The organism is Streptomyces sp. NPDC030021 (assembly GCF_055574035.1).
The window spans coordinates 89,474-109,031 of record NZ_JBVIAH010000014.1; the positions used below are offsets into that span (position 1 = coordinate 89,474).

Here is a 19,558-nt window from a genome sequence, read left to right on the forward strand (position 1 = left end):
CCATGACGCGGGTGCTGATTCTCACGTCCGAAATGACCGCAATTAGTCATGGTTGGCCAACTTTTGTCACAGCCTGCGGTGTTAGCTTTCTGAGCTGACGTCGGGGGGGAAATCGAGCGGAGCGGGAGCGATGGGCCGAGCAGAAGTGCGTAAGGCGCAGCAGCAGCGCGGTGCGCGGCGTGCGCCGAGCGGACGCGCGCAGGGCACCGAGGGAAGCGGAAGTACCGGCAAACGCACCGGCATACGCCGCTTCTTCACCTGGAAGAAGATCCTGGGCACGTTCTTCGGGCTGGCCCTGCTCGGCATGGGCGCGCTGGTCGCCCTGTACTTCTACGTGGAAGAGCCGGACCCCAACAAGCAGGCGCTCCAGCAGAGCAACGTCTACAAGTACTCAGACGGCACGATCATGGCCAGCAAGGGCAAGGTCAACCGCGAGATCCTGGCGATCGACAAGATCCCGATGGACGTGCAGGAGGCGTTCATTGCGATCGAGAACAAGTCCTTCCGCAACGACCAGGGCGTGGACTTCAAGGGTCTGGCCCGCGGTCTGTGGAACACGGCCACCGGGCGCGGCAAGGCCGGTGGCTCCACGATCACCCAGCAGTACGTCAAGAACTACTACTTGACCCAGGATCAGACCGCGAGCCGCAAGCTCAAGGAGCTGGTGATCTCCCTCAAGGTCGACCAGCGCATGAAGAAGCCCGAGATCCTCGCGGGCTACCTGAACACCAGCTACTTCGGGCGCGGCGCGTACGGCATCCAGGCCGCCGCCCAGGCCTACTACGGCGTCGACGTCGGTCAGCTGACGCTGGAACAGGGCGCGTACCTCGCCACCCTCGTCCAGGCCCCCAGCCAGTACGACTGGTCGACCGCCAGCGAAGACACCAAGAAGCGGATCATGATCCGCTACGAGGCCACCTTCGTGAACATGGTCGAGAACGGCAAGCTGGACGAGGCCAAGCGCAAGACGCTGAAGTTCGCCGACCCGATCCCGCCGCAGCCGCCGATGGGCATGGACGGCCAGAAGGGCTACCTGGTCCAGGCGGCCGAGGCCGAGCTCAACGCCCAGGGCGTCGAGAGGAAGCTGATCGACGCCGGTGGCTGGACGTTCACGCTGAACATCGATCCCAAGAAGCAGGAAGCGCTGGAGAAGGCCGTCCAGGACGAGCTGGAGTCCAAGCTCGACCGCAAGGACACCAAGGGCAAGCCCCAGGACCAGAGCGTGCAGGCCGGTGCCACCTCCGTGGACCCGAAGACCGGCGCGATCGTCGCGATGTACGGCGGTACGAGCCTGAAGGACCACTGGTCGAGCAACGCCCTGCGCAAGGACTACCAGCCGGGCTCGACCTTCAAGCCGGTCGTGCTCGCCTCCGCGCTGGAGAACGGGGCGAAGACCCAGGACGGCAAGCCGATCACGCCGAACGCGCTCTACGACGGCACCAGCAAGCGCGCGGTCCTCGGCAGCGACATCCCGTTCGCCCCGCAGAACCAGGAAGACCGCAGCTTCGGCACCCCGATGATGACGGTCCAGGAAGCGACCAACTTCTCCGTCAACTCCGTCTACGCGCAGATGATCGTGGACGTCGAGCCGCGCAACGCGAAGAAGACGGCCCTGGCCCTCGGCATGAAGGACCGTGAGGGCTGGCCCGAGGACAAGCCGGCCATGTCGCTCGGCACCATGAGCGCCAACACCGTGGAGATGGCGGGCGTCTACGCCACCTTCGACAACCACGGCAAGAAGGTCACGCCGACCATCATCAAGAAGGCCGAGCACAAGGACCGCGAGGTCGAGCCGGCCCAGGCCGTCGGTTCCCAGGCCATCAGCCGCAAGACCGCCGACACCGTCACCAAGGTGCTCACGGGCGTCGTCAACGACGACGGCGCCTCCGGCAACAAGGTCCGCAGCAGCTCCTACGAGGCCGCCGGCAAGACCGGTACCACCGAGAACAACGTCTCCGGCTGGTTCTCCGGGTTCACCCCGGAACTGGTCACCGTCGTCGCGATCTTCGGTGAGGAGCCCGGCACCGCCAAACAGGTCACCCTGACCGGTACGGCCGGCCTCGGCCGGCTCGGCGGCTCCAGCTTCCCTGCCTCGATCTGGAAGGCGTACACGCTCGCCGTCCTCAAGGGCAACGCGGGCAAGTTCCAGCTGAGCGAGGCGGAGATGGGCGCCGTGCAGACGCCGTCCCGCAGCGCCTCGCCGACGCCGTCGCCGTCGCCGTCCTCCAGCGCCCCGGCGGCCAGCAGCAGCCCGCCGCAGTCCCCGACGCCGACCCCGACGCCCACGGCGACCAAGACGACCCCGACGTCGCCGACCCCGACGACGCCGACCCCGACGCCCACGGCGACCAAGACCAACGGTCCCAAGCCGCCGGACCCGCCGCTGGTGCCCGAGCGCTAGGCCTGCCGGTCCACGACAGACCGCCGCCCCGCAGCCTTCCAAGGCTGCGGGGCGGCGGTCTTCGCACTGTCGGGCGATCAGCGCCGCTCGGGCGTCCCCGGCAGCGACAGCTCGAACCAGACGACCTTTCCGCTGCTGAGCCGCGTCGCACCCCAGCGACGGGCCATCCGGTTGACCAGGAACAGGCCGCGGCCGCCCTCGTCGGTGTCCCTGGCCCGGCGCTGGCGCGGCAGCTGCGGCGAGTCGTCGCCGACCTCGCAGCGCAGTACGTCCGTACGCAGCAGGCGCAGCGTCACGGGCCGCTCCGCGTACCGCACGGCATTGGTGACCACCTCGCTGACCAGCAGCTCCAGCGAGTCGCTCAGCTCCTCCAGGCCCCACCGGGTCAGGGCGCGGCGCGCGAACCGGCGGGCCCGGCCCGGGGCGGTCTCCTCCGGGTCCAGGAACCAGTACGCGACGTCACTGGGCGCGATCCCGTCGAACCGGGCCGCGAGCAGCGCGATGTCGTCGTCCCGGTCGCCCGGGCCGAGCATGTCCAGAACGTCGTCGCAGAGCGCCTCCAGCGGCGGCGGGTGGTCCAGGCCGGTCAGCTGGGCGGTGGTGGCCAGGCGCTCGCGGAGCTGCTCGATGCCGGTCCACACGTCCCGCAGACGCGACTCCACCAGGCCGTCGGTGTAGAGCAGCAGGGTGCCCCCGGCGGGCGCGTCCAGCTCCACCGCCTCGAAGTCCACGCCGCCGACGCCGATGGGGGCGCCGGGAGGTACGCGGAGCACCTCGGCGCGGCCGCCCAGGTGCAGCAGCACCGGCGGCGGATGGCCCGCGTTGGCGATGGTGATCCGGTGCGCGACGGGATCGTAGACGGCGTACAGGCAGGTGGCCATGCGGTCGGAGCCGAGGCGCTGCGCCTGCTCGTCCAGGTGGTGCAGGACCTCGGCGGGCGGCAGGTCCAGCTGCGCGAGGGTCTGCGCGGTGGTGCGCAGCTGGCCCATGATCGCGGCGGAGGTCATGGAGTGGCCCATGACGTCGCCGACGACGAGCGCGACGCGGCTGCCGGGCAGCGGTATGGCGTCGTACCAGTCGCCGCCGACCCGGGCCGTCTCGGCGGCGGGCAGGTAGCGGGAGGCGAGCCGCACCCCGGTGGGCTGCGGCAGGCTGTCGGGCAGCATGGTGCGCTGCAACTCGTCGGCGATGTACGCCTCGCGGCCGTACAGCACCGCCTTGTCGATGCCGAGCGCGGTGTGGGTGGCCAGCTGGGCGGCGACCAGGAGGTCGTTCTGCTCGAAGGCGGGCCGCTCGGGGCTGCGCAGGAAGACCGCGGCGCCGATCACCCGGCGGCGGCCGCGCAGGGGTGCGAGGACAGCCCGGTTGCCGCGCGGCAGCGGGTGGTCGACGCCGAGCAGCTCGGGCAGGGCTGCCCGGGCGGCGGCGGAGGACCCGAAGACGGGCCGTACGCCGCGCAGCACCTCGGCGAGCGCGCCGCCGGGCCGGATCTCGCACAGCTCGGCCGCGGGCAGGTCACCCTGCGGGCCGACCAGCGGCAACTGGCTGAAGTCGAGCTCGCCGGTGGCCCCCGCGGCCCCGGCGAGGTCCATCCCCGCGCCGATGGTGCTGCTGATGTCGGTCAGATCGTCGATCGGCCGGAGCCGGTCGGTGCGCCGGAGCCTTAAAACGACCGGGCCGACGGGCCGCTCGTCGCCGACCGGGAGCGGGTCGCGCAGGTAGACGAGGATGGCGTCCGAGAAGGTCGGCACGGTGGCCCGGCACAGACCCAGCACGATCTCGTCGAGGTCGATGCCGCGGGCGATCCGCCGGGTGGCGGCGCCGACGAAGCGCAGCCGGTCCCCCTCGCGGCGCGCGGCGGTCGCCTCGCCGACGGGTACGGCGCCGCCTCCGTGGCGGCCGGCTCCGCCTCCACCGCTCGTCATCGTGCCGGTCGGGGGGCCGTTGTCGTCATCGGTCATGTCGTCACTCCCGCCGCGCGGGCGTGGGGCCTCGGCGGGCCCGTCGTGCCCGGTCGCCCCGATCGACGCGTCGAGGGCGCTCGTACCGGGCCGGGGACGGGCCGCGCCCTGGCCGGGCTCGGCCGGTACCTCGCCGGGGGCGGCCGCGTTGCGGCGGGGCCGGGGGAGCCCGGCGGAACCGCCCGCTCCCGCCGCGGAGCGGGCCGCGCGCGCGTCGGAGGCCGCCGCGGCAGCGGCACCGTCAGGCTCGGTCGCCGGGCCGGTACCGGCGCTCGCGGCATGCGTGCGTACGGCCTCGGTGGCGGCGATGGGCGCCTTGCCGTGGCCGGCCTCGTCCGTACCTCCGCCGGAGGCGACGGGCTGCGGGCCCTCCTGGGAGGTGGGGTACTCCGTCACGCGTGGATTTCCGTCCGTTTGCGCTCGATGTGCGCTGCACTCAACTCGGTCAGTCGCGGTATACCCGCTCAGCGGCCCGGGCACCATCACCCCGAGGATCCTGCCCCAAACTTCTCTCCCAACCTCCGGCCGGGAGGTGACCCTGACGGACCCCCGCCCCCTCGTCGCCTCTCGTCGTGCGTCCGACCTCCGGTCAAATCCCGCGTGCGGAGCGACACTTGCACAACGGTGCATCCACCGCACCGTCCCGCGCGCGTGATCTCGTGGAGGACGATCCTACGTTTGAACCCTGGGGGCGCATCAAGGGTCTCATGACGTCATATGCGCCGGGGTGCGGTCCCAGTCCTCCGGAAGGGCCGGAATCCTCCAGGCCGGATCCGGCCGCCAGTCCTCCCAGCCGCCGGAGAACGGGGCTCCCCATTCCATGATCACCTCGACCGCCTTGCGGCCTGCCTCCCGTACCCGGTCGGCCTGCTCACGGTCCATCAGACCGCACCGCTGCGCCTGCGCGAACTCGTCCTCGTCCAGCCACTTCCAACTGCGGTCCGGGTAGACGGCGATGTCCAGGAAGTGGTCCACGGAATCCACCCCGCCGGCCCAGCGCGAGCGCGGCTCCTCCAGGTTCACGTACCAGTTCTTGAACTGCCAGCCGGGGCCCCAGAACAGCCACACGGACCAGGAGTCCCCGGGCCGGGCCAGTTTCAGGACACCGCCGCCGAACCAGCGCGACCGTACGGTCGTCCGCGGCGCCGTGTAGCGGGTGGCGAGCGGTTCCTCGTGGACGGAGGTGCCGTCGGCGAGGACCGGCTTGACGCACTCGGTGCCGGGGGCCATCCACACCGCCAGCAGCTCGTCCGTGTCCTGGACCACGGTCACCGGGCGGCAGATGTGGACCGGGCCCTTCAGTCCCGGGGCGTGATCGCGGTAGCGCCAGAGGATCTGTTCCCCGGGTGCCCAGCGCGGGCCCTGCGCGGGGCACCGCGGCGCGCTCGGCGCCGCGGGGTTCCCGGGCTTGAAAGTACCTGTCATGCGCAGATCTTAGGGCGGGGGTCCCCGGGCCCGCTGCGGCGCAGGTCACCGGGGGGTTCGGCGATGAGAATCGACCGAATCCGGCCCCCGCCCGCAGGGCGGCCGGACGGGTCAGGGATGCGTCATGCGCAGCACGTCCAGGGCCTCGTCGAGCTGCTCCAGGGTGAGGGCGCCGCGCTCCACGTAACCGGACTCCAGGACCACCTCCCTGATCGTCTTTCGCTCGGCGAGGGACCTCTTGGCGACCTTGGCGGCCTCCTCGTAGCCGATGTAGCGGTTGAGCGGGGTGACCACGGAGGGCGAGGACTCGGCGTACTCCCTGGCCCGGGCCTCGTTGGCGGTGATTCCGTCGATCGTGCGGTCGGCCAGCAGGCGGCTCACATTGCCGAGCAGCCGGATCGATTCGAGGAGGTTCCTGGCCATCACCGGGAGCATCACATTGAGCTCGAAATTGCCGGCCGCGCCCGACACGGCGACGGCCGCGTCGTTCCCCATGACCTGTGCGGCGACCATCAGGACGGCCTCCGGGACCACCGGATTGACCTTCCCGGGCATGATCGAGGAGCCCGGCTGGAGATCCGGGAGATTGATTTCGGCCAAACCGGTGCGCGGTCCGGAAGCCATCCAGCGAAGGTCGTTGGAGATTTTGGTGAGGGAGACGGCGATCGTGCGGAGCATTCCGGAGGTTTCCACGAGGGCGTCCCGGGCCCCCTGCGCCTCGAAGTGGTCGCGGGCCTCGGTCAGCGGCAGCCCGGTCGTGGCGGCGACCTCGGCGATCACCGCGGCGGAGAACCCGGGCGGGGTGTTGATGCCGGTGCCCACCGCGGTGCCGCCCAGCGGCAGCTCGGCCAGCCGCGGCAGGGCCGCCCGCAGCCGCTCGACGCCGTAGCGGATCTGGACGGCGTACCCGCCGAACTCCTGGCCGAGAGTGACCGGGGTGGCGTCCATCAGGTGGGTCCGCCCGGCCTTGACGACCTGCGCGAACTCGGCCGCCTTGCGCTCCAGCGCGGCCGCCAGGTGCTCCAGGGCCGGGATCAGCTCGCCCGTGACGGCGGCGGTGGCGGCGATGTGGATGGACGACGGGAACACGTCGTTGGAGCTCTGCGAGGCGTTGACGTGGTCGTTGGGGTGGACCTCGCGGCCCAGGCGCTCGGTGGCGAGGGTGGCGATCACCTCGTTGGTGTTCATGTTGGACGAGGTTCCGGAGCCGGTCTGGAAGACGTCCACGGGGAAGTGGTCGTCCCAGCGGCCGTCCGCGACCTCGGCGGCGGCGGAGCGGATCGCGTCGGCGACGTCCTGGTCCACCACGCCGAGCTTCGCGTTCACCACGGCGGCGGCGGCCTTGATGCGGGCGAGTGCCTCGATGTGGGCGCGCTCCAACCGCTGCCCGGAGATGGGGAAGTTCTCGACCGCGCGCTGGGTCTGGGCACGCCATTTGGCGTGCCGGGGCACCCGTACGTCGCCCATGGAGTCGTGCTCGATCCGGAACGCGTCGGCCTGCTGGTCATCCGTCATTTCTGTGGCCTCCTCAAAAAGTTGAGCAATTGTCTTGTTCGAAGTGTTCCCAACTCCCCTACCGGCCAGTAAATACCGGGGGTAACACCCACTTCCGGGGAGGCGTTCCATGGCACGTGCCCGTACGAGACCCATGCTCAGATCTACCTTCGCCGCCGTCGCGGCGATCGCGGCCGCCCTGGGGGGTGTCACCGCCATCACCCCCATGGCCCAGGCGGCGCCCGCCTCCGGGGCCGCCGCCGTGCCGCTGTCGCCCGAGCTGGAGGCCATCCGGGCCGCGGAGGCCACCAAGATCTACGGCGATCCTGCCGTACGTCCGCTGAACGAGCGTAAAACCGGCCTGATCTCGCTGGGCGACAGCGAGATTTCGGGCGAAGGCGTCGGGAACTACGACCCCGCGACCAACACGCCGAACAACCAGTGCCACCGCTCGCCGGACGCCGCGATCCACCGCACCGGCATACCGGCCGACCTGACCTTCAACGTCGCCTGCTCCGGCGGCTACACCGGCAACATCAGGATCGGCGGCGGCAAGCAGTACGCCGACGAGCTGGTGCAGAGCGACAACCTGGCCGTCAAGGCGCGCAACACGAAGATCAAGATGGTCCTGCTGGTCGCCGGGGCCAACGACGACCTCCAGTTCGGCCCGGTCATGACCGACTGCGTGACCCGCTGGGTCCTCAGCCAGGGCACCTGCGAGCCCAAGTACGGGCCCGGCTGGCAGGGGCGCGTCGACGGCCTCAAGCCCAAGGTGGAAGCCACGGTCGCGGACCTCAAGACCGTCATGCGCGACGCCGGCTACGCCGACTCCGACTACAAGCTCGTCGTGATGGGCTATCCCAGCCCCATCGGGCCCGACTTCTACGACAACCCGAACTTCCCCGGCAAGCTGCCCGGCGGCTGCGCCGGCTACGACTCCGACGCCGCCTGGGGCCGCAACTACGCGGTGCCCGCCTTCGAGAAGGGCATGCGCGCGGCGGCCCTCGCCTCCGGCGCGGTCTACCTGGACAACTCGCGGCTCTTCCACGGCCACGAGGTCTGCATGGAGGACACCTGGGCGCGCGGCCTCTACCTGGACCTCGGGGACCACTTCCCGTGGGACGAGAACACCGCCCGCCAGTCCTTCCACCCCAACTACCGCGGCCACGGCGCCTTCGCGTCGTGCCTGACGCAGCTCTACAACTCGGGCCTGCGCGAGGCCTCCTGCGCCGACCCCGCGAGCACCGGGACCCCCGTCCTGCAGGCCGGGGCCTGGGACGACAAGTTCAAGGCCCTCAAGAACGAGGCGACCGGCAACTGCCTGGACTCTTTCGGAGGCTCCAGCGCCGATGAAACCAGGATCGTCGGATGGGACTGCCACGGAGGCCGCAACCAGGGCTGGTGGTACGACAGCGTCCGCAGGTCCGTCCACATCGAACTGACCCAGGACCGCTGCCTCGACGCCCCCGGCGCCGACTACGGCTCCGGCACCGGCCTGATCATCTGGAACTGCCACGGCGGCGCGAACCAGCAGTTCGTCCGCGACGGCGCCACCATCCGCCCCGCCGCCGCCCCGGGCATGTGCCTGACGGTGGCCGCCGCCCACGAGCCGCTGCGCCTGCAGACCTGCAACGGGTCCGCCAACCAGCGCTTCGTGTAACCGCCCCCGCACCCGCAGACCCCCCACGCCCGGCCGGCGCACCCCGGCCGGGTGTTTCCATGCCGGGCGGGACGCCGGGCCGGATGGCGGGCCGGATGCCGGGCCGGATGCCGGGCCGCTTCCGCCCGGGGCCGTCAGATCACTCTCCGGAGTCGATGGTGGGCTGGCGCAGCTGTACCTCGGCACCTGTCTGCTTGAACGACTCCGCGGACACCGGTACGAGCAGCGCATCGCGGTGGAAGTCCCGCAGGTTGGTCGACCCGCAGCTGATCATCGTCGAGGTGAGCTTCGTCCGGGTCCGCTCCACGTTGTCGTACAGGCTGCCGGCGTAGGGCACGTAGCCGTCGACGCCCTCTTCGAAGACCATCCGGCCGCCCTGGCCGTAGCGGTCTGCGTTCTGCGCGCGCCGCGAGCCCTCACCCCAGTACTCCTTGTACCACTGGCTGCCGATCTGCAGCTTCCGCGACGGGCTCTCGTCGAGCCGGGCGAAGTAGCGGCCGAGCATGATGAAGTCCGCCCCCATCGCCAGCGCCATCGCCATGTGCGAGTCGTTGAGCAAGCCGCCGTCGCAGCACAACGGCACGTACACACCGGTCTCCTGGGCGTAGGCGTCGCGCGCCTGGACCACATCGAGCAGTGCGGAGGCCTGCCCGCGGCCGATGCCCTTCTGCGCCCGGGTGGTGCAGATGGCCCCGCCGCCGATCCCGACCTTCACGAACGCCGCGCCCGCATCGGCCAGGTAGCGAAACGCCCTGCCGTCGACGACATTCCCCGCGCCGACGAACACATCGTCCCCGTACGTCTCCCGCGCGAATTCGAGGGTCCTCGCCTGGTAGACGGAATAGCCGTCGGAGGAGTCCAGACACAGCACGTCCGCGCCGGCCTCCACCAGGGCGGGAATGCGGTCCTTGAAGTCACGGGAATTGATACCGGCACCCACACGCAGACGCTTTTCGCCGTCCACCGTCGCGCGGTGGTACGTCTTGTGGGCCTGATAGTCCTTCTTGAGGACCAAGGAGAAGACCCGGTCGTCCTCAAGCACCGGCAGAACGTCCAGATGGTGCTGCCAGATCAGCTCATTCGCCTCGGACAGGGAGACCGAGGCCGGCGCGGTGACCAGGCCGGCGCGGCCCCGCATCCGGTTGCCGGCGGTCTCGGAAGCCCCGTGACGCTCCAGGTGGAAGTCGTCGAGGCTGATGATCCCCAGGAACTCGCCGTCCGCGTCCCCGCTCTGCGTGACCACCGCCACGCCCTGCTCGGCCTCGGACAGCTGCCGGGCGACCTCACCGAGAGGCGTCTGCGGCGCCACGGTGATCTCGCTGGTCCGGAAGCCGGCCTTGTGCCGCTTCACCGCCAGCACGTCCGCGGCCTGGTCCTCGGTCTGCTGATTCTGGTGGATGAACGACAACCCGCCGACCTGCGCCAGTGCCACCGCCAGCGTCGGTGACGACACCGCCTGCATGATGGCGCTGACCATGGGCGTGGCGACCCGAATTACCGGCTCCTCGCCGACCCGGTGACGCACCAGCGGTGCCCCGAGATCCACATTGTCCGGCGTGCAGTCTTCCGTGGTCAGGCCCGGGATGAGGAGGTATTCGCTCAGCGTACGAGAAATCTCGGGGAGGATTTTCACATTGTCTCCAGCAAGGAGCCTGCGCACCGATCGACGACGGATCGGCGAGGCTCGTACGGGCAGTGCGGATCGAGCCGACCGGTAGCGCGCCATCGGAAGAAATGCGCTCTGGAGATCCTCAGAGCGGGCGCACCCGGCGGAGCGGTGCTCGCACGCGCGGCCGAATCGGCGGCGAAGGCACGGCAGACCCGGATCCTCCGCGCGGTGCTGCACAGGCGCTGACTTCCATCGCGCCATACGTGATCTTAACGCACTGCCCCTGTTCACCTCGTCGGCGCGCAAAGCGCCGGGAGCGGCAGCGCCGAAGTCGCCCTTCCCTCCTCGTACTTGGCCGCCACGCCCGACCGTACGCAGCACCACGCCCCACACGGCGTGATCATGGACGAACGAGATTCGCTTTCCCGGCGAACCCTGATGCCGTGCCTGATTCCCTGCGGGGCGTTCTCGTGTTCGGCGAACGCATGTCCGCTGATCGGAGGGGGTGTTGTGGCAGGGTGACCGTGGCCCCCGGCCTCCGGCGGGCGCCGACCTGATGCCGCGTTTCCACCGTCTCCACCGTCTCCACCGTCTCCGCCGTTTCCACGTAAGGGTGAGTCCGATCCTCGTAGCAGCCGCAGCCCTCCTCCTGGCCCTCCCGGCCGGTGCCTTCCTCCTCGTCAAGGTGGTGCACCTGCTGGCCACCCGAAGACGGGGCATGAGCCGCGGCGCCGTCGGCCCCTGGGTGGAATGGGCCTTCGCCTGCCTGGGCATCGCCGTCGTCGCCTTCGCCCTCGGCAGCCTGGGCGGCTTCGACTCCCGCCCCACGCGGCCCTGCCTCGCGGAACGCGCCGAACAGTTCGGCGTCCAGTCCTACCGGACCCCCGACAACGACATAAAGATCACTGCACGGTACTTCCCCCTGTCGAGGGTGTGCGCGTTCCCCGACGGCACCAGCGTCGAGCTCGTCCCGGGCTGGACCAATCCCCTGCTCGTGGTCGCACTGGCCGGCGTCGCCGCCTGCGGCGTGGGCGCCGTGCGCGCCGGCTCCTCGTCGAGGTCCTCGCACACCGCGGGGCAGCGGGCCTGACCGGTCCCGCCGCCGGACCGCGCGTCAGCGGCTCTCCAGCTGCTCCCGCACCTGCCGGGGCCGGTTGGTGATGATCGTGTCCACGCCGAGCCGCAGGCACAGCTCCACGTCCTGCGGCTCGTCCACCGTCCACACCCGCACCGACAGCCCCTTCGCCTTCAGCCGGGCCACCAGCCCCGGATCCTTGCGCACCAGGTCGATGCCCGGCCCGGCATGCCCCGCGAACGGCGGCCGGAGCGGCCGCAGCTGCCGCTCGATCAGGTAGACGGCCGGCAGGCCGGGCGCGAGCCGGTTCAGCCTGATCAGGGCATTGCGCGAGAAGCTCATCACCTCGACCAGGCCCGTCGAGCCGTCGGCCAGGCCGTGGTCCTTCAGGACCCGTACGAGCTCGGCCTCCAGACGGCCGCCGGCGCGGGTGGGGTGCTTGGTCTCCACGGCCAGCCCGACGGGCCGGCCGGCGGCCAGTGCCTCCTTCAGGAGGTCCTCGAAGAGCAGCACCTGCGCCCCGCGGTGCTCCGCGCCCTTCCAGCCGCCGAAGTCGAGCGCGGACAGCTGCGCGTAGGTCATCTCGGAGACCACCCCGCGCCCGTCGGAGGTCCGCTCCACCCGCCGGTCGTGCACACACACCAGCTTGTGGTCGGCGGTGAGGCGTACGTCGCATTCGAGCGCGTCGGCCCCGTCGGCGATGGCCTGCCGGTAGGCGGCGAGGGTGTGCTCGGGGTGCTCGTCGGAGGCCCCGCGGTGGGCGACCACCCGGACGGTGCGGGCGGTGGCGGGGAGCATGGACTGCCGGTTCATGGAACAGACGTTATCCGGATGCGGTGACCGGCCCGGTGCCGCATGCTGCCCGGATGCCGGAACAGGAGATGTACGCCGTCCTGCACTGCGAGCCGTGCGAGGCGTGCGTCGATGACGACCGTCAGTCCATCGAGGACGGGCAGCTGTGCTGGGAGTCGTCCTACGTCTGCACGCGGTACGACGTCCAGTGGTGCGACCGCGGCCGGGGTGTACCGCCGCCGTGGATCCGCGAGCGCATCGTGGCCCGGGAGGGCACGGTCCACCTGCCGGTCGGCGGCCGGGACGGGGTGCCGGTCGCCGTGCTGCGCCGGGTGTACGGGCTGACGATCGCCGAGGTGGCGGCCGCGCGGAAGGCGGGGCACCGGGCCACCCCCGTTGAGGCCCGGTACCTGTCGGGTCCGACGCCGTGACTACGGCTTCGGCCGCGGGGCCAAGGGTGCCGGGGTGACCTTGAAGCCGCCCTTGGTGACCTCGGTGAAGGGGGCCGGGGCCATGCACGTGCCCACGCGGGGCTCGGAGACCGAGCCGTCGGCCTTCACGTCGACGTTGGCGATGCCCCACGAGAAGCCCACCCGGTCGGGCCCGCCGCGTTCCCCGTCCTGGACGCTGATCCCGATCCGCTTGCCCTCCCAGCCGACGTTCGAGGACGTGACCACCGCGGTGATCGTGGCGGTCCTGCCGCCGGTGACCATGCAGTCCACCTCCGCCTCGGCGACGCCGGTGAAGCCCGCGTCGGGCATGGCGTGGTAGACGGTCACCTTGCCGCGCGCGTCGACCGGCATGCCCTGTTCCCCGCCCGGGGCCGGGAAGGGCCTGCTCCACGGGGCGGCGTCGGCGTCGACGGTGAAGCGGATGTCGTGCTCCTTCGGCACGTAGGGGTAGGACACCGTCCCGCCGCCGTGCACCGAGGCGAGCTTCGGCGCGGCCGGCGCCGCGGGGGCCGGCGCCGCGCCGATCAGCGTCGCCGCCAGGGCGGCGGCGGTTCCGGCCAGGATGAGCGCGCGCTTGCGGTTCTTCATCGTGAACTCCCGTTGACAGTGAGGCCGTTCGGCTACGGGAACAGCCTCGCCGGGAGCCCGCCGGCCTGCCATCTGCCGATGGGCGGATATGCCCGAGGGCCTCTCCCCCGAACGGGGGAGAGGCCCTCATACGGGGTCGCTCGGGGAGTGCTGGGCTACGCCAGGCCGGGACCGCGCACCGGGATGCTGGTGAACGTCGGCTGCTCGGGTTCACGCGAAGTGAAGAAGTCGTTGCCCTTGTCGTCGACCACGATGAAGGCCGGGAAGTCCTCGACCTCGATCTTCCAGACCGCCTCCATGCCGAGCTCCTCGTACTCCAGGACCTCGACCTTCTTGATGCAGTCCTGGGCCAGCCGCGCCGCCGGGCCGCCGATCGAGCCCAGGTAGAAGCCGCCGTGCGCACCGCACGCGTCCGTCACCTGCTGGGAGCGGTTGCCCTTGGCCAGCATGACCTTGGAGCCGCCCGCCGCCTGGAACTGCTCGACGTAGGAGTCCATGCGGCCGGCCGTGGTCGGGCCGAAGGAGCCCGACGCGTAGCCCTCGGGGGTCTTCGCGGGACCCGCGTAGTAGACCGGGTGGTCCTTCAGGTACTGCGGCATCTCCGCGCCCGAGTCCAGCAGCTCCTTGATCTTGGCGTGCGCGATGTCGCGCGCCACGACCAGCGGGCCGGTGAGGGAGAGGCGGGTCTTCACCGGGTGCTTGGTCAGGGTCGCCAGGATGTCGTCCATCGGCTGGTTCAGGTCGATCTTGACGACGTCCGCCGAGTCGTTCAGGTGCTCGTCCGTGGTCTCCGGCAGGAAGCGCGCCGGGTCCGTCTCCAGCTGCTCCAGGAAGACGCCCTCGGCGGTGATCTTCGCGGTGGCCTGGCGGTCCGCCGAGCAGGACACGGCGATGGCGACCGGCAGGGACGCGCCGTGCCGGGGGAGGCGCACGACGCGGACGTCGTGGCAGAAGTACTTGCCGCCGAACTGCGCGCCGATGCCGATCTTCTGGGTCAGCTCGAAGACCTGCTGCTCCAGGGCCTCGTCGCGGAAGCCGTGGCCCAGGGGGGAGCCCTCGCGGGGCAGCTCGTCCAGGTAGTGCGCCGAGGCGTACTTGGCGGTCTTCAGCGCGTGCTCGGCGGAGGTGCCGCCGACCACGATCGCCAGGTGGTAGGGCGGGCAGGCCGCCGTACCGAGCGAGCGGATCTTCTCCTCCAGGAACTTCATCATGGAGGCCTCGTTGAGGACCGCCTTGGTCTCCTGGTAGAGGAAGGACTTGTTGGCCGAGCCGCCGCCCTTGGCCATGAAGAGGAACTTGTACGCGCCGCCGTCGGTCGCGTACAGCTCGATCTGCGCGGGCAGGTTCGAGCCGGTGTTCTTCTCCTCCCACATGGTGAGGGGCGCCATCTGCGAGTAGCGCAGGTTGAGGCGGGTGTACGCGTCGTAGATGCCGCGGGAGAGGGCCGCCTCGTCACCGCCCTCGGTCAGCACGTTCTGGCCGCGCTTGCCCATGACGATCGCCGTGCCCGTGTCCTGGCACATCGGCAGGACGCCGGCCGCCGCGATGTTCGCGTTCTTCAGCAGGTCCAGGGCCACGAACTTGTCGTTCGAGGAGGCCTCGGGGTCGTCGATGATGCGGCGCAGCTGCGCGAGGTGCGCGGGGCGCAGGAAGTGCTGGATGTCGTGGATGGCCTCTTCGGCGAGCTTGCGCAGCGCCTCAGGCTCCACCTTGAGGAACGTACGGCCGTCCGCCTCGAAGGTGGACACGCCCTCGGCGGTCACCAGCCGGTACGGGGTGGTGTCCTCGCCCAGGGGCAGCAGGTCGGTGTACGCAAACTCTGGCATGACGGCAGTCATTCCTCACTCGGCAGACGGCGCTGGCGACCAATTGGCAGCGCGGTTAACCAGCGTAGGACCTCTCCCCGGGGGCGTGTCTGTGAGGTAAGGCTCACTCGGCAGTATCGCGATCTATCGTGTCTGGCTATGCTGGGCGTCGTGGACCTGGAAAAGCACCCCGCCGCCCCCGAACCCGCCCCCGCTCCCGCGACGGCCGCCCCCGCCGGCCTGCGCGCCTCCGACGCGGACCGGGACCGGATCGCGCAGATCCTCGGCGACGCCCTCGCCGAGGGCCGGCTGACCGCCGAGGAGCATTCCGACCGCCTGGACACGCTCTACGCGGTCAAGACCGTCGGCGAGCTGGAGGTGCTCGTACGGGATCTGCCCGCGCCGGGCGGCGTCCATGCCGCGCCCGCCTACGCGGACCCCTCCACCGCCCCGGGCGGCCCCGCCGAGACCATAGTGGCCGTCTGCAGCAGCTCGGCCCGCAAGGGCCGCTGGCGGCCCGGCGCGCACACCCGCGCGATCTCGGTCATGGGTGACATCAACATCGACCTCACCGAGGCGGTCTTCGAACAGCAGGTCACCGAGATCAACGTGACCTGTGTCCTCGGCAACGTCGAGGTCCTGGTCCCGGAGAACGTCACCCTGCGCGGCTACGGCAGCGGGGTCCTCGGCAACTTCGAGGTGCGCGGCGAGGGCCGCGGCGAGAGCGACCCGCAGGCGCCGGTGGTGATCGTGCGGGGCTTCGCCCTGCTGGGGAACATCGAGGCGCGGCCCAAGCTCGGCGCCCGCCTGGTGGACCTGGCCCGCAAGCTGCGCAAGCGCCTGGACGGCTGAGCCCACAAGGCCCGGCGCGCCGCATGTCCGCCGCGCCGTAGGTCCGACGCGCCCTAGGCCCGCCGCGCCGTAGGTCCGACGAAATTCGGCCGACGGTCCACCGGAGCGCCGTCCAGGGACACGCCCTAGGGTCCGGACCATGACGACAGCCAAGTGGGAACTGCTCGACCAGGCGTACGCGACGCTGCGCGAGGCCGTCGTGGGGGTACCGGCCGACGCCTGGGAGCGCCCGACCCCCTGCGCGCAGTGGAACGTCACCCAGGTCCTCCAGCACGCCGCGGGCGACCAGCTGGCCTACGCGGCCCGCCTGACCGGCGGGCCCGGGCCCGCCGAGGACCCCTTCGCGCCCTCCGGCGCCCTGGCAGGCACGCCCGCGGACCTGCTGGACCCGGCGCTCGCGGCCGCGGCCGCGGCCTTCGCCGGGGTCGCCCCCGGTGACGTCGAGGTGGCCGTGCCGCTGCCGCCCTTCTCCGTACCGGCCGGGACGGCCGTCGGCGCCGCCGCCCTCGACGCCGCCGTGCACGCCTGGGACATCGCCGTCGCCACGGGCCGCCCGCCGGGCCTGACCGACGCGCTGGCCGCCGCCCTGCGCCCGGCCGCCGACGTCCTCGCCGAGCCCCTGCGCGGCTTCGCCTACGGCCCGGTCTTCCCCCTCGCGCCCGGCGCGCACGACGGCGCCGCGGCGCGCCTGCTGGCCTTCCTCGGGCGGGATCCCGGATGGGCCGCACCCGCGGCGTGACGGCCCGCCCGGCGGGGTCTCGTTTCGGACGAACCCCCGGCGGCCCGTGGCGCGCGGTGCATAGGGGCGCGTACAGCGGGTAGGGACAGGTGCGTCGTCTCTCGCTCACGTATACGTCGTCAGGAGTAGACCGTGCCGCATCCGCCGCATCAGTCCTTGCAGGTAGCCGCCGTCCAGAGTTTTCCGGGGCGCGCGGCGGCCGTGCCGAAGCCGCGGGTGCCGGCGAGGACGGAGGACGGCCCATGGCATGCGGAGGCGGTGTGCCGCCGCGACGAGGCGGGGCTCTTCTTCGCGCCGTCCAAGGAGCCGACCGCGGCCCGGCTCTCCCGCGAGGAGGCCGCCAAGCGCGTCTGCGCCCGCTGCCCGGTGATGGTCGCCTGCCGGGAGCACGCGCTGCTCCAGCCCGAGCCGTACGGGGTGTGGGGCGGGCTCACCGCGGCCGAGCGCCGGGTGGTGCTGGCGCGGATGCGGCGCAGGGCCGCCGAGCTGCGGCAGGCCCCGGGGTCCGGGCCGATCGCCGCGGCGGGCTGAGCCGGTCGCGGGTCGCCCGTGCGTCACCCGGGTCGACCGCCGGGGCGCCGGACGACGGATGCCGGACGCCTGACGCCGGAGCCGGACGTGGATGTGCGAGAGGGGCGGTCCCGCCGCACGCGGTGACCGCCCCTCTCGCTTCCTCACTCCGGTGACTAGTGCGCGCGGTCGAAGTCGATCGCGCTGTACGCACGCAGCTTCGACAGGCGGTGCGTGGAGTCGATCCGCCGGATCGTGCCCGACTTCGAGCGCATGACCAGCGAGGACGTCGTCGCGGTCTCCGAGCGGTAGTGGACACCGCGCAGCAGTTCGCCGTCGGTGATGCCGGTGGCGACGAAGAAGACGTTCTCGCCGGACACCAGGTCGTTCGTGGTCAGGACGCGGTCGAGGTCGTGACCGGCGTCGAGCGCGCGCTGACGCTCGGCCTCGTCCTTCGGCCAGAGCTTGCCCTGGATGGTGCCGCCGAGGCACTTTATGGCGCACGCCGAGATGATGCCCTCGGGCGTGCCGCCGATGCCGAGGAGCAGGTCGACGCCGGTGCCCTCGCGCACGGCCATGACCGAGCCCGCGACGTCGCCGTCGGAGATGAACTTGATCCGGGCGCCGGTCTCGCGGATCTCCTTGACGATGCCCTCGTGGCGGGGGCGGTCCAGGATGACCACGGTGACGTCCTCGACGGCCATGTTCTTGGCCTTGGCGACCCGGCGGATGTTCACCGAGACGGGTGCGTTGATGTCGACGAAGTCGGCGGCCTCGGGGCCGGTGACCAGCTTCTCCATGTAGAACACCGCGGACGGGTCGAACATGGTGCCGCGGTCGGCGGCCGCCAGGACGGCGATGGCGTTCGGCATGCCCTTGGCGTTCAGGGTGGTGCCGTCGATCGGGTCGACGGCGATGTCGACCTCGGCGCCCGTGCCGTCGCCGACCCGCTCGCCGTTGAAGAGCATGGGGGCCTCGTCCTTCTCCCCCTCGCCGATGACGACGACGCCGTTCATCGAGACGGTGGAGATCAGGGTGCGCATCGCGTTGACCGCGGCACCGTCCGCGCCGATCTTGTCACCGCGTCCGACCCACCGGCCCGCGGCCATGGCGGCGGCCTCGGTGACCCGTACGAGTTCCAGTGCGAGGTTGCGGTCGGGGGCCTCCGGAGAGACTTCGAGCTGGGGCGGCAGGTTGTGCTCGGTCATCGGAGCGCACCTTTCTGTACGGCGACGGCCGGGAAGTGAGGGTGCTGGAACTCTATCGGTACGTCGACATATTGAGCAGGGCGGGTCACGTATGAGCGGCATATCGGTCAGTCGATTGTCCTGAGCGGACGTCTTGCGGTCCTCCAGGGCCTACCAGGAGCCTCCAGGACTCTCCGGGACTCTTCAGACTTCCCAGACTCTCCAGGGTCCACCGACGCGCGCCGCACCGCGACCCCGGCGGTGATCGCCGCCCCGCGATGCGGGACGATGGGTCCCGTGGCAGGTATGAAAGGCAAGCAGACGGTCTGGGACATGGTCCGGTCGCTGGGGGTGATCGGCATCGTCGTCGCCGGGATCTACCTCTTCGTCCCGCATGACGAGAAGGTCGATCCGACACGCACGGTCGACTACCGGGTGGAAACCCTGACGGCCCGGCGCGCGGCCCCGTATCCGGTGGCGGCCCCCGTGGGGCTCCAGGAGCAGTGGCGGGCGACCTCGGTGACGTACGAGCGCAAGAACGCCAATGCCTGGCACCTGGGCTTCCTCGACCCGGAACAGCAGTACGCGGCGGTGGAGCAGTCCACGGACACCTCGGCGAAGTACCTCGCCAAGGTCACCCAGCACGCGACGGCCACCGGGCAGACGCAGCAGGTCGGTGACCTGACGTGGGAGCGCTGGGACGGCGAGAAGTACGACGCCCTCGTGCGGCAGGAGCAGGGCCACGTCACGGTGGTGACCGGCACGGCCTCCTTCGAGCAGCTCGGTGCGCTGGCGGCGGCGCTGGAGTTCAAGCAGGGCACGTAGCGCTCGTAGGGCAAGTGGCCCTTGTAGGGCTTGTAGGGCTTGCAGGGCCTCGCGCAGCTGCGCGAGGCCGCGCACGCGAGAAGGGCCGTGGGGGGGGGGGGGGGGGGGGGGGGGGGGGGGGGGGGGAGGGGGGTGGGTGGTGGGGGGGGGGGGGGTGGGGGGGGGGGGGGGGGGGGGAGGGCG

General features: G+C 71.3%; 16 protein-coding genes. 8 read left to right on the forward strand and 8 right to left on the reverse strand.

The genetic code is table 11. The annotated features are described in order from the left end of the window. Window positions 1-130 precede the first annotated feature (130 nt). A complete protein-coding gene (locus tag ACZ4YL_RS26185; RefSeq protein ID WP_468119776.1) occupies window positions 131-2,401 on the forward strand; it encodes a transglycosylase domain-containing protein in 2,271 nt (756 codons plus the stop codon). A gap of 77 nt (window positions 2,402-2,478) precedes the next feature. Here ACZ4YL_RS26185 and ACZ4YL_RS26190 read toward each other — a convergent pair whose 3' ends face one another. From ACZ4YL_RS26190 to ACZ4YL_RS26200, 3 genes are all read right to left on the reverse strand, one after another. Further along, entirely contained in the window at window positions 2,479-4,758 is a 2,280-nt protein-coding gene (locus ACZ4YL_RS26190) for a SpoIIE family protein phosphatase (protein WP_468119778.1), read from the reverse strand. A gap of 309 nt (window positions 4,759-5,067) precedes the next feature. Further along, window positions 5,068-5,787: a cytidylyl-2-hydroxypropylphosphonate hydrolase gene (fomD, locus tag ACZ4YL_RS26195; RefSeq protein WP_468119780.1), complete on the reverse strand. Its 720-nt coding sequence runs from the start codon at window positions 5,785-5,787 to the stop codon at window positions 5,068-5,070. A gap of 111 nt (window positions 5,788-5,898) precedes the next feature. Next, window positions 5,899-7,302: a class II fumarate hydratase gene (locus ACZ4YL_RS26200; protein WP_468119782.1), complete on the reverse strand. Its 1,404-nt coding sequence runs from the start codon at window positions 7,300-7,302 to the stop codon at window positions 5,899-5,901. Between the two features lie 133 nt (window positions 7,303-7,435). Here ACZ4YL_RS26200 and ACZ4YL_RS26205 point away from each other — a divergent pair, with 133 nt between their 5' ends. After that, on the forward strand, window positions 7,436-8,941 hold the full coding sequence (locus ACZ4YL_RS26205; protein WP_468119784.1) for a ricin-type beta-trefoil lectin domain protein: 1,506 nt from the start codon (window positions 7,436-7,438) through the stop codon (window positions 8,939-8,941). A gap of 139 nt (window positions 8,942-9,080) precedes the next feature. Here the strand turns inward: ACZ4YL_RS26205 and ACZ4YL_RS26210 are convergent, their stop codons facing one another. Continuing rightward, window positions 9,081-10,787 carry an IMP dehydrogenase gene (locus ACZ4YL_RS26210; RefSeq protein WP_468119786.1) on the reverse strand — a complete coding sequence of 569 codons (1,707 nt, stop codon included), beginning with the start codon at window positions 10,785-10,787 and terminating at the stop codon, window positions 9,081-9,083. A gap of 376 nt (window positions 10,788-11,163) precedes the next feature. Here ACZ4YL_RS26210 and ACZ4YL_RS26215 point away from each other — a divergent pair, with 376 nt between their 5' ends. Continuing rightward, window positions 11,164-11,640 carry a hypothetical protein gene (locus tag ACZ4YL_RS26215; protein WP_468119788.1) on the forward strand — a complete coding sequence of 159 codons (477 nt, stop codon included), beginning with the start codon at window positions 11,164-11,166 and terminating at the stop codon, window positions 11,638-11,640. 24 nt (window positions 11,641-11,664) lie between these two features. On the opposite strand, the gene ACZ4YL_RS26220 is transcribed toward ACZ4YL_RS26215, so the two are convergent. Beyond that, a complete protein-coding gene (locus tag ACZ4YL_RS26220) occupies window positions 11,665-12,438 on the reverse strand; it encodes a glycerophosphodiester phosphodiesterase (RefSeq protein ID WP_468119790.1) in 774 nt (257 codons plus the stop codon). A gap of 53 nt (window positions 12,439-12,491) precedes the next feature. Between ACZ4YL_RS26220 and ACZ4YL_RS26225 the strand changes: the two genes are divergently transcribed. Then, window positions 12,492-12,848 (forward strand): hypothetical protein, encoded by a 357-nt coding sequence (locus ACZ4YL_RS26225; protein ID WP_468119792.1) that lies wholly within the window; start codon window positions 12,492-12,494, stop codon window positions 12,846-12,848. Here ACZ4YL_RS26225 and ACZ4YL_RS26230 read toward each other — a convergent pair whose 3' ends face one another. Beyond that, window positions 12,849-13,457 carry a hypothetical protein gene (locus ACZ4YL_RS26230; protein WP_468119794.1) on the reverse strand — a complete coding sequence of 203 codons (609 nt, stop codon included), beginning with the start codon at window positions 13,455-13,457 and terminating at the stop codon, window positions 12,849-12,851. A gap of 155 nt (window positions 13,458-13,612) precedes the next feature. Next, a complete protein-coding gene (locus tag ACZ4YL_RS26235; RefSeq protein ID WP_468119796.1) occupies window positions 13,613-15,283 on the reverse strand; it encodes a fumarate hydratase in 1,671 nt (556 codons plus the stop codon). 150 nt (window positions 15,284-15,433) lie between these two features. On the opposite strand from ACZ4YL_RS26235, the gene ACZ4YL_RS26240 reads away from it, so the two are divergent. From ACZ4YL_RS26240 to ACZ4YL_RS26250, 3 genes are all read left to right on the forward strand, one after another. Continuing rightward, window positions 15,434-16,114, forward strand: a complete 681-nt coding sequence (locus tag ACZ4YL_RS26240) for a DUF1707 SHOCT-like domain-containing protein (protein WP_468119798.1) — start codon at window positions 15,434-15,436, stop codon at window positions 16,112-16,114. Between the two features lie 139 nt (window positions 16,115-16,253). Continuing rightward, entirely contained in the window at window positions 16,254-16,853 is a 600-nt protein-coding gene (locus tag ACZ4YL_RS26245; protein ID WP_468119800.1) for a TIGR03086 family metal-binding protein, read from the forward strand. Between the two features lie 132 nt (window positions 16,854-16,985). Next, window positions 16,986-17,384 carry a WhiB family transcriptional regulator gene (locus ACZ4YL_RS26250; protein WP_382550902.1) on the forward strand — a complete coding sequence of 133 codons (399 nt, stop codon included), beginning with the start codon at window positions 16,986-16,988 and terminating at the stop codon, window positions 17,382-17,384. 155 nt (window positions 17,385-17,539) lie between these two features. On the opposite strand, the gene glpX is transcribed toward ACZ4YL_RS26250, so the two are convergent. After that, window positions 17,540-18,571, reverse strand: coding sequence for a class II fructose-bisphosphatase (gene glpX, locus ACZ4YL_RS26255; protein WP_030011229.1), 1,032 nt, complete (start codon window positions 18,569-18,571; stop codon window positions 17,540-17,542). A gap of 285 nt (window positions 18,572-18,856) precedes the next feature. Here glpX and ACZ4YL_RS26260 point away from each other — a divergent pair, with 285 nt between their 5' ends. Beyond that, a complete protein-coding gene (locus tag ACZ4YL_RS26260) occupies window positions 18,857-19,375 on the forward strand; it encodes a DUF4245 domain-containing protein (RefSeq protein WP_468119984.1) in 519 nt (172 codons plus the stop codon). Window positions 19,376-19,558 lie beyond the last annotated feature (183 nt).

Coding starts and splice junctions, on each gene's coding strand:
- glpX (WP_030011229.1), bottom strand. CDS start 18,571: ATGACCGAGCACAACCTGCCGCCCCAGCTCGAAGTCTCTCCGGAGGCC.
- ACZ4YL_RS26205 (WP_468119784.1), top strand. CDS start 7,436: ATGCTCAGATCTACCTTCGCCGCCGTCGCGGCGATCGCGGCCGCCCTG.
- ACZ4YL_RS26200 (WP_468119782.1), bottom strand. CDS start 7,302: ATGACGGATGACCAGCAGGCCGACGCGTTCCGGATCGAGCACGACTCC.
- fomD (WP_468119780.1), bottom strand. CDS start 5,787: ATGACAGGTACTTTCAAGCCCGGGAACCCCGCGGCGCCGAGCGCGCCG.
- ACZ4YL_RS26225 (WP_468119792.1), top strand. CDS start 12,492: ATGCCGGAACAGGAGATGTACGCCGTCCTGCACTGCGAGCCGTGCGAG.
- ACZ4YL_RS26260 (WP_468119984.1), top strand. CDS start 18,857: ATGAAAGGCAAGCAGACGGTCTGGGACATGGTCCGGTCGCTGGGGGTG.
- ACZ4YL_RS26245 (WP_468119800.1), top strand. CDS start 16,254: ATGACGACAGCCAAGTGGGAACTGCTCGACCAGGCGTACGCGACGCTG.
- ACZ4YL_RS26230 (WP_468119794.1), bottom strand. CDS start 13,457: ATGAAGAACCGCAAGCGCGCGCTCATCCTGGCCGGAACCGCCGCCGCC.
- ACZ4YL_RS26235 (WP_468119796.1), bottom strand. CDS start 15,283: ATGCCAGAGTTTGCGTACACCGACCTGCTGCCCCTGGGCGAGGACACC.
- ACZ4YL_RS26185 (WP_468119776.1), top strand. CDS start 131: ATGGGCCGAGCAGAAGTGCGTAAGGCGCAGCAGCAGCGCGGTGCGCGG.
- ACZ4YL_RS26220 (WP_468119790.1), bottom strand. CDS start 12,438: ATGAACCGGCAGTCCATGCTCCCCGCCACCGCCCGCACCGTCCGGGTG.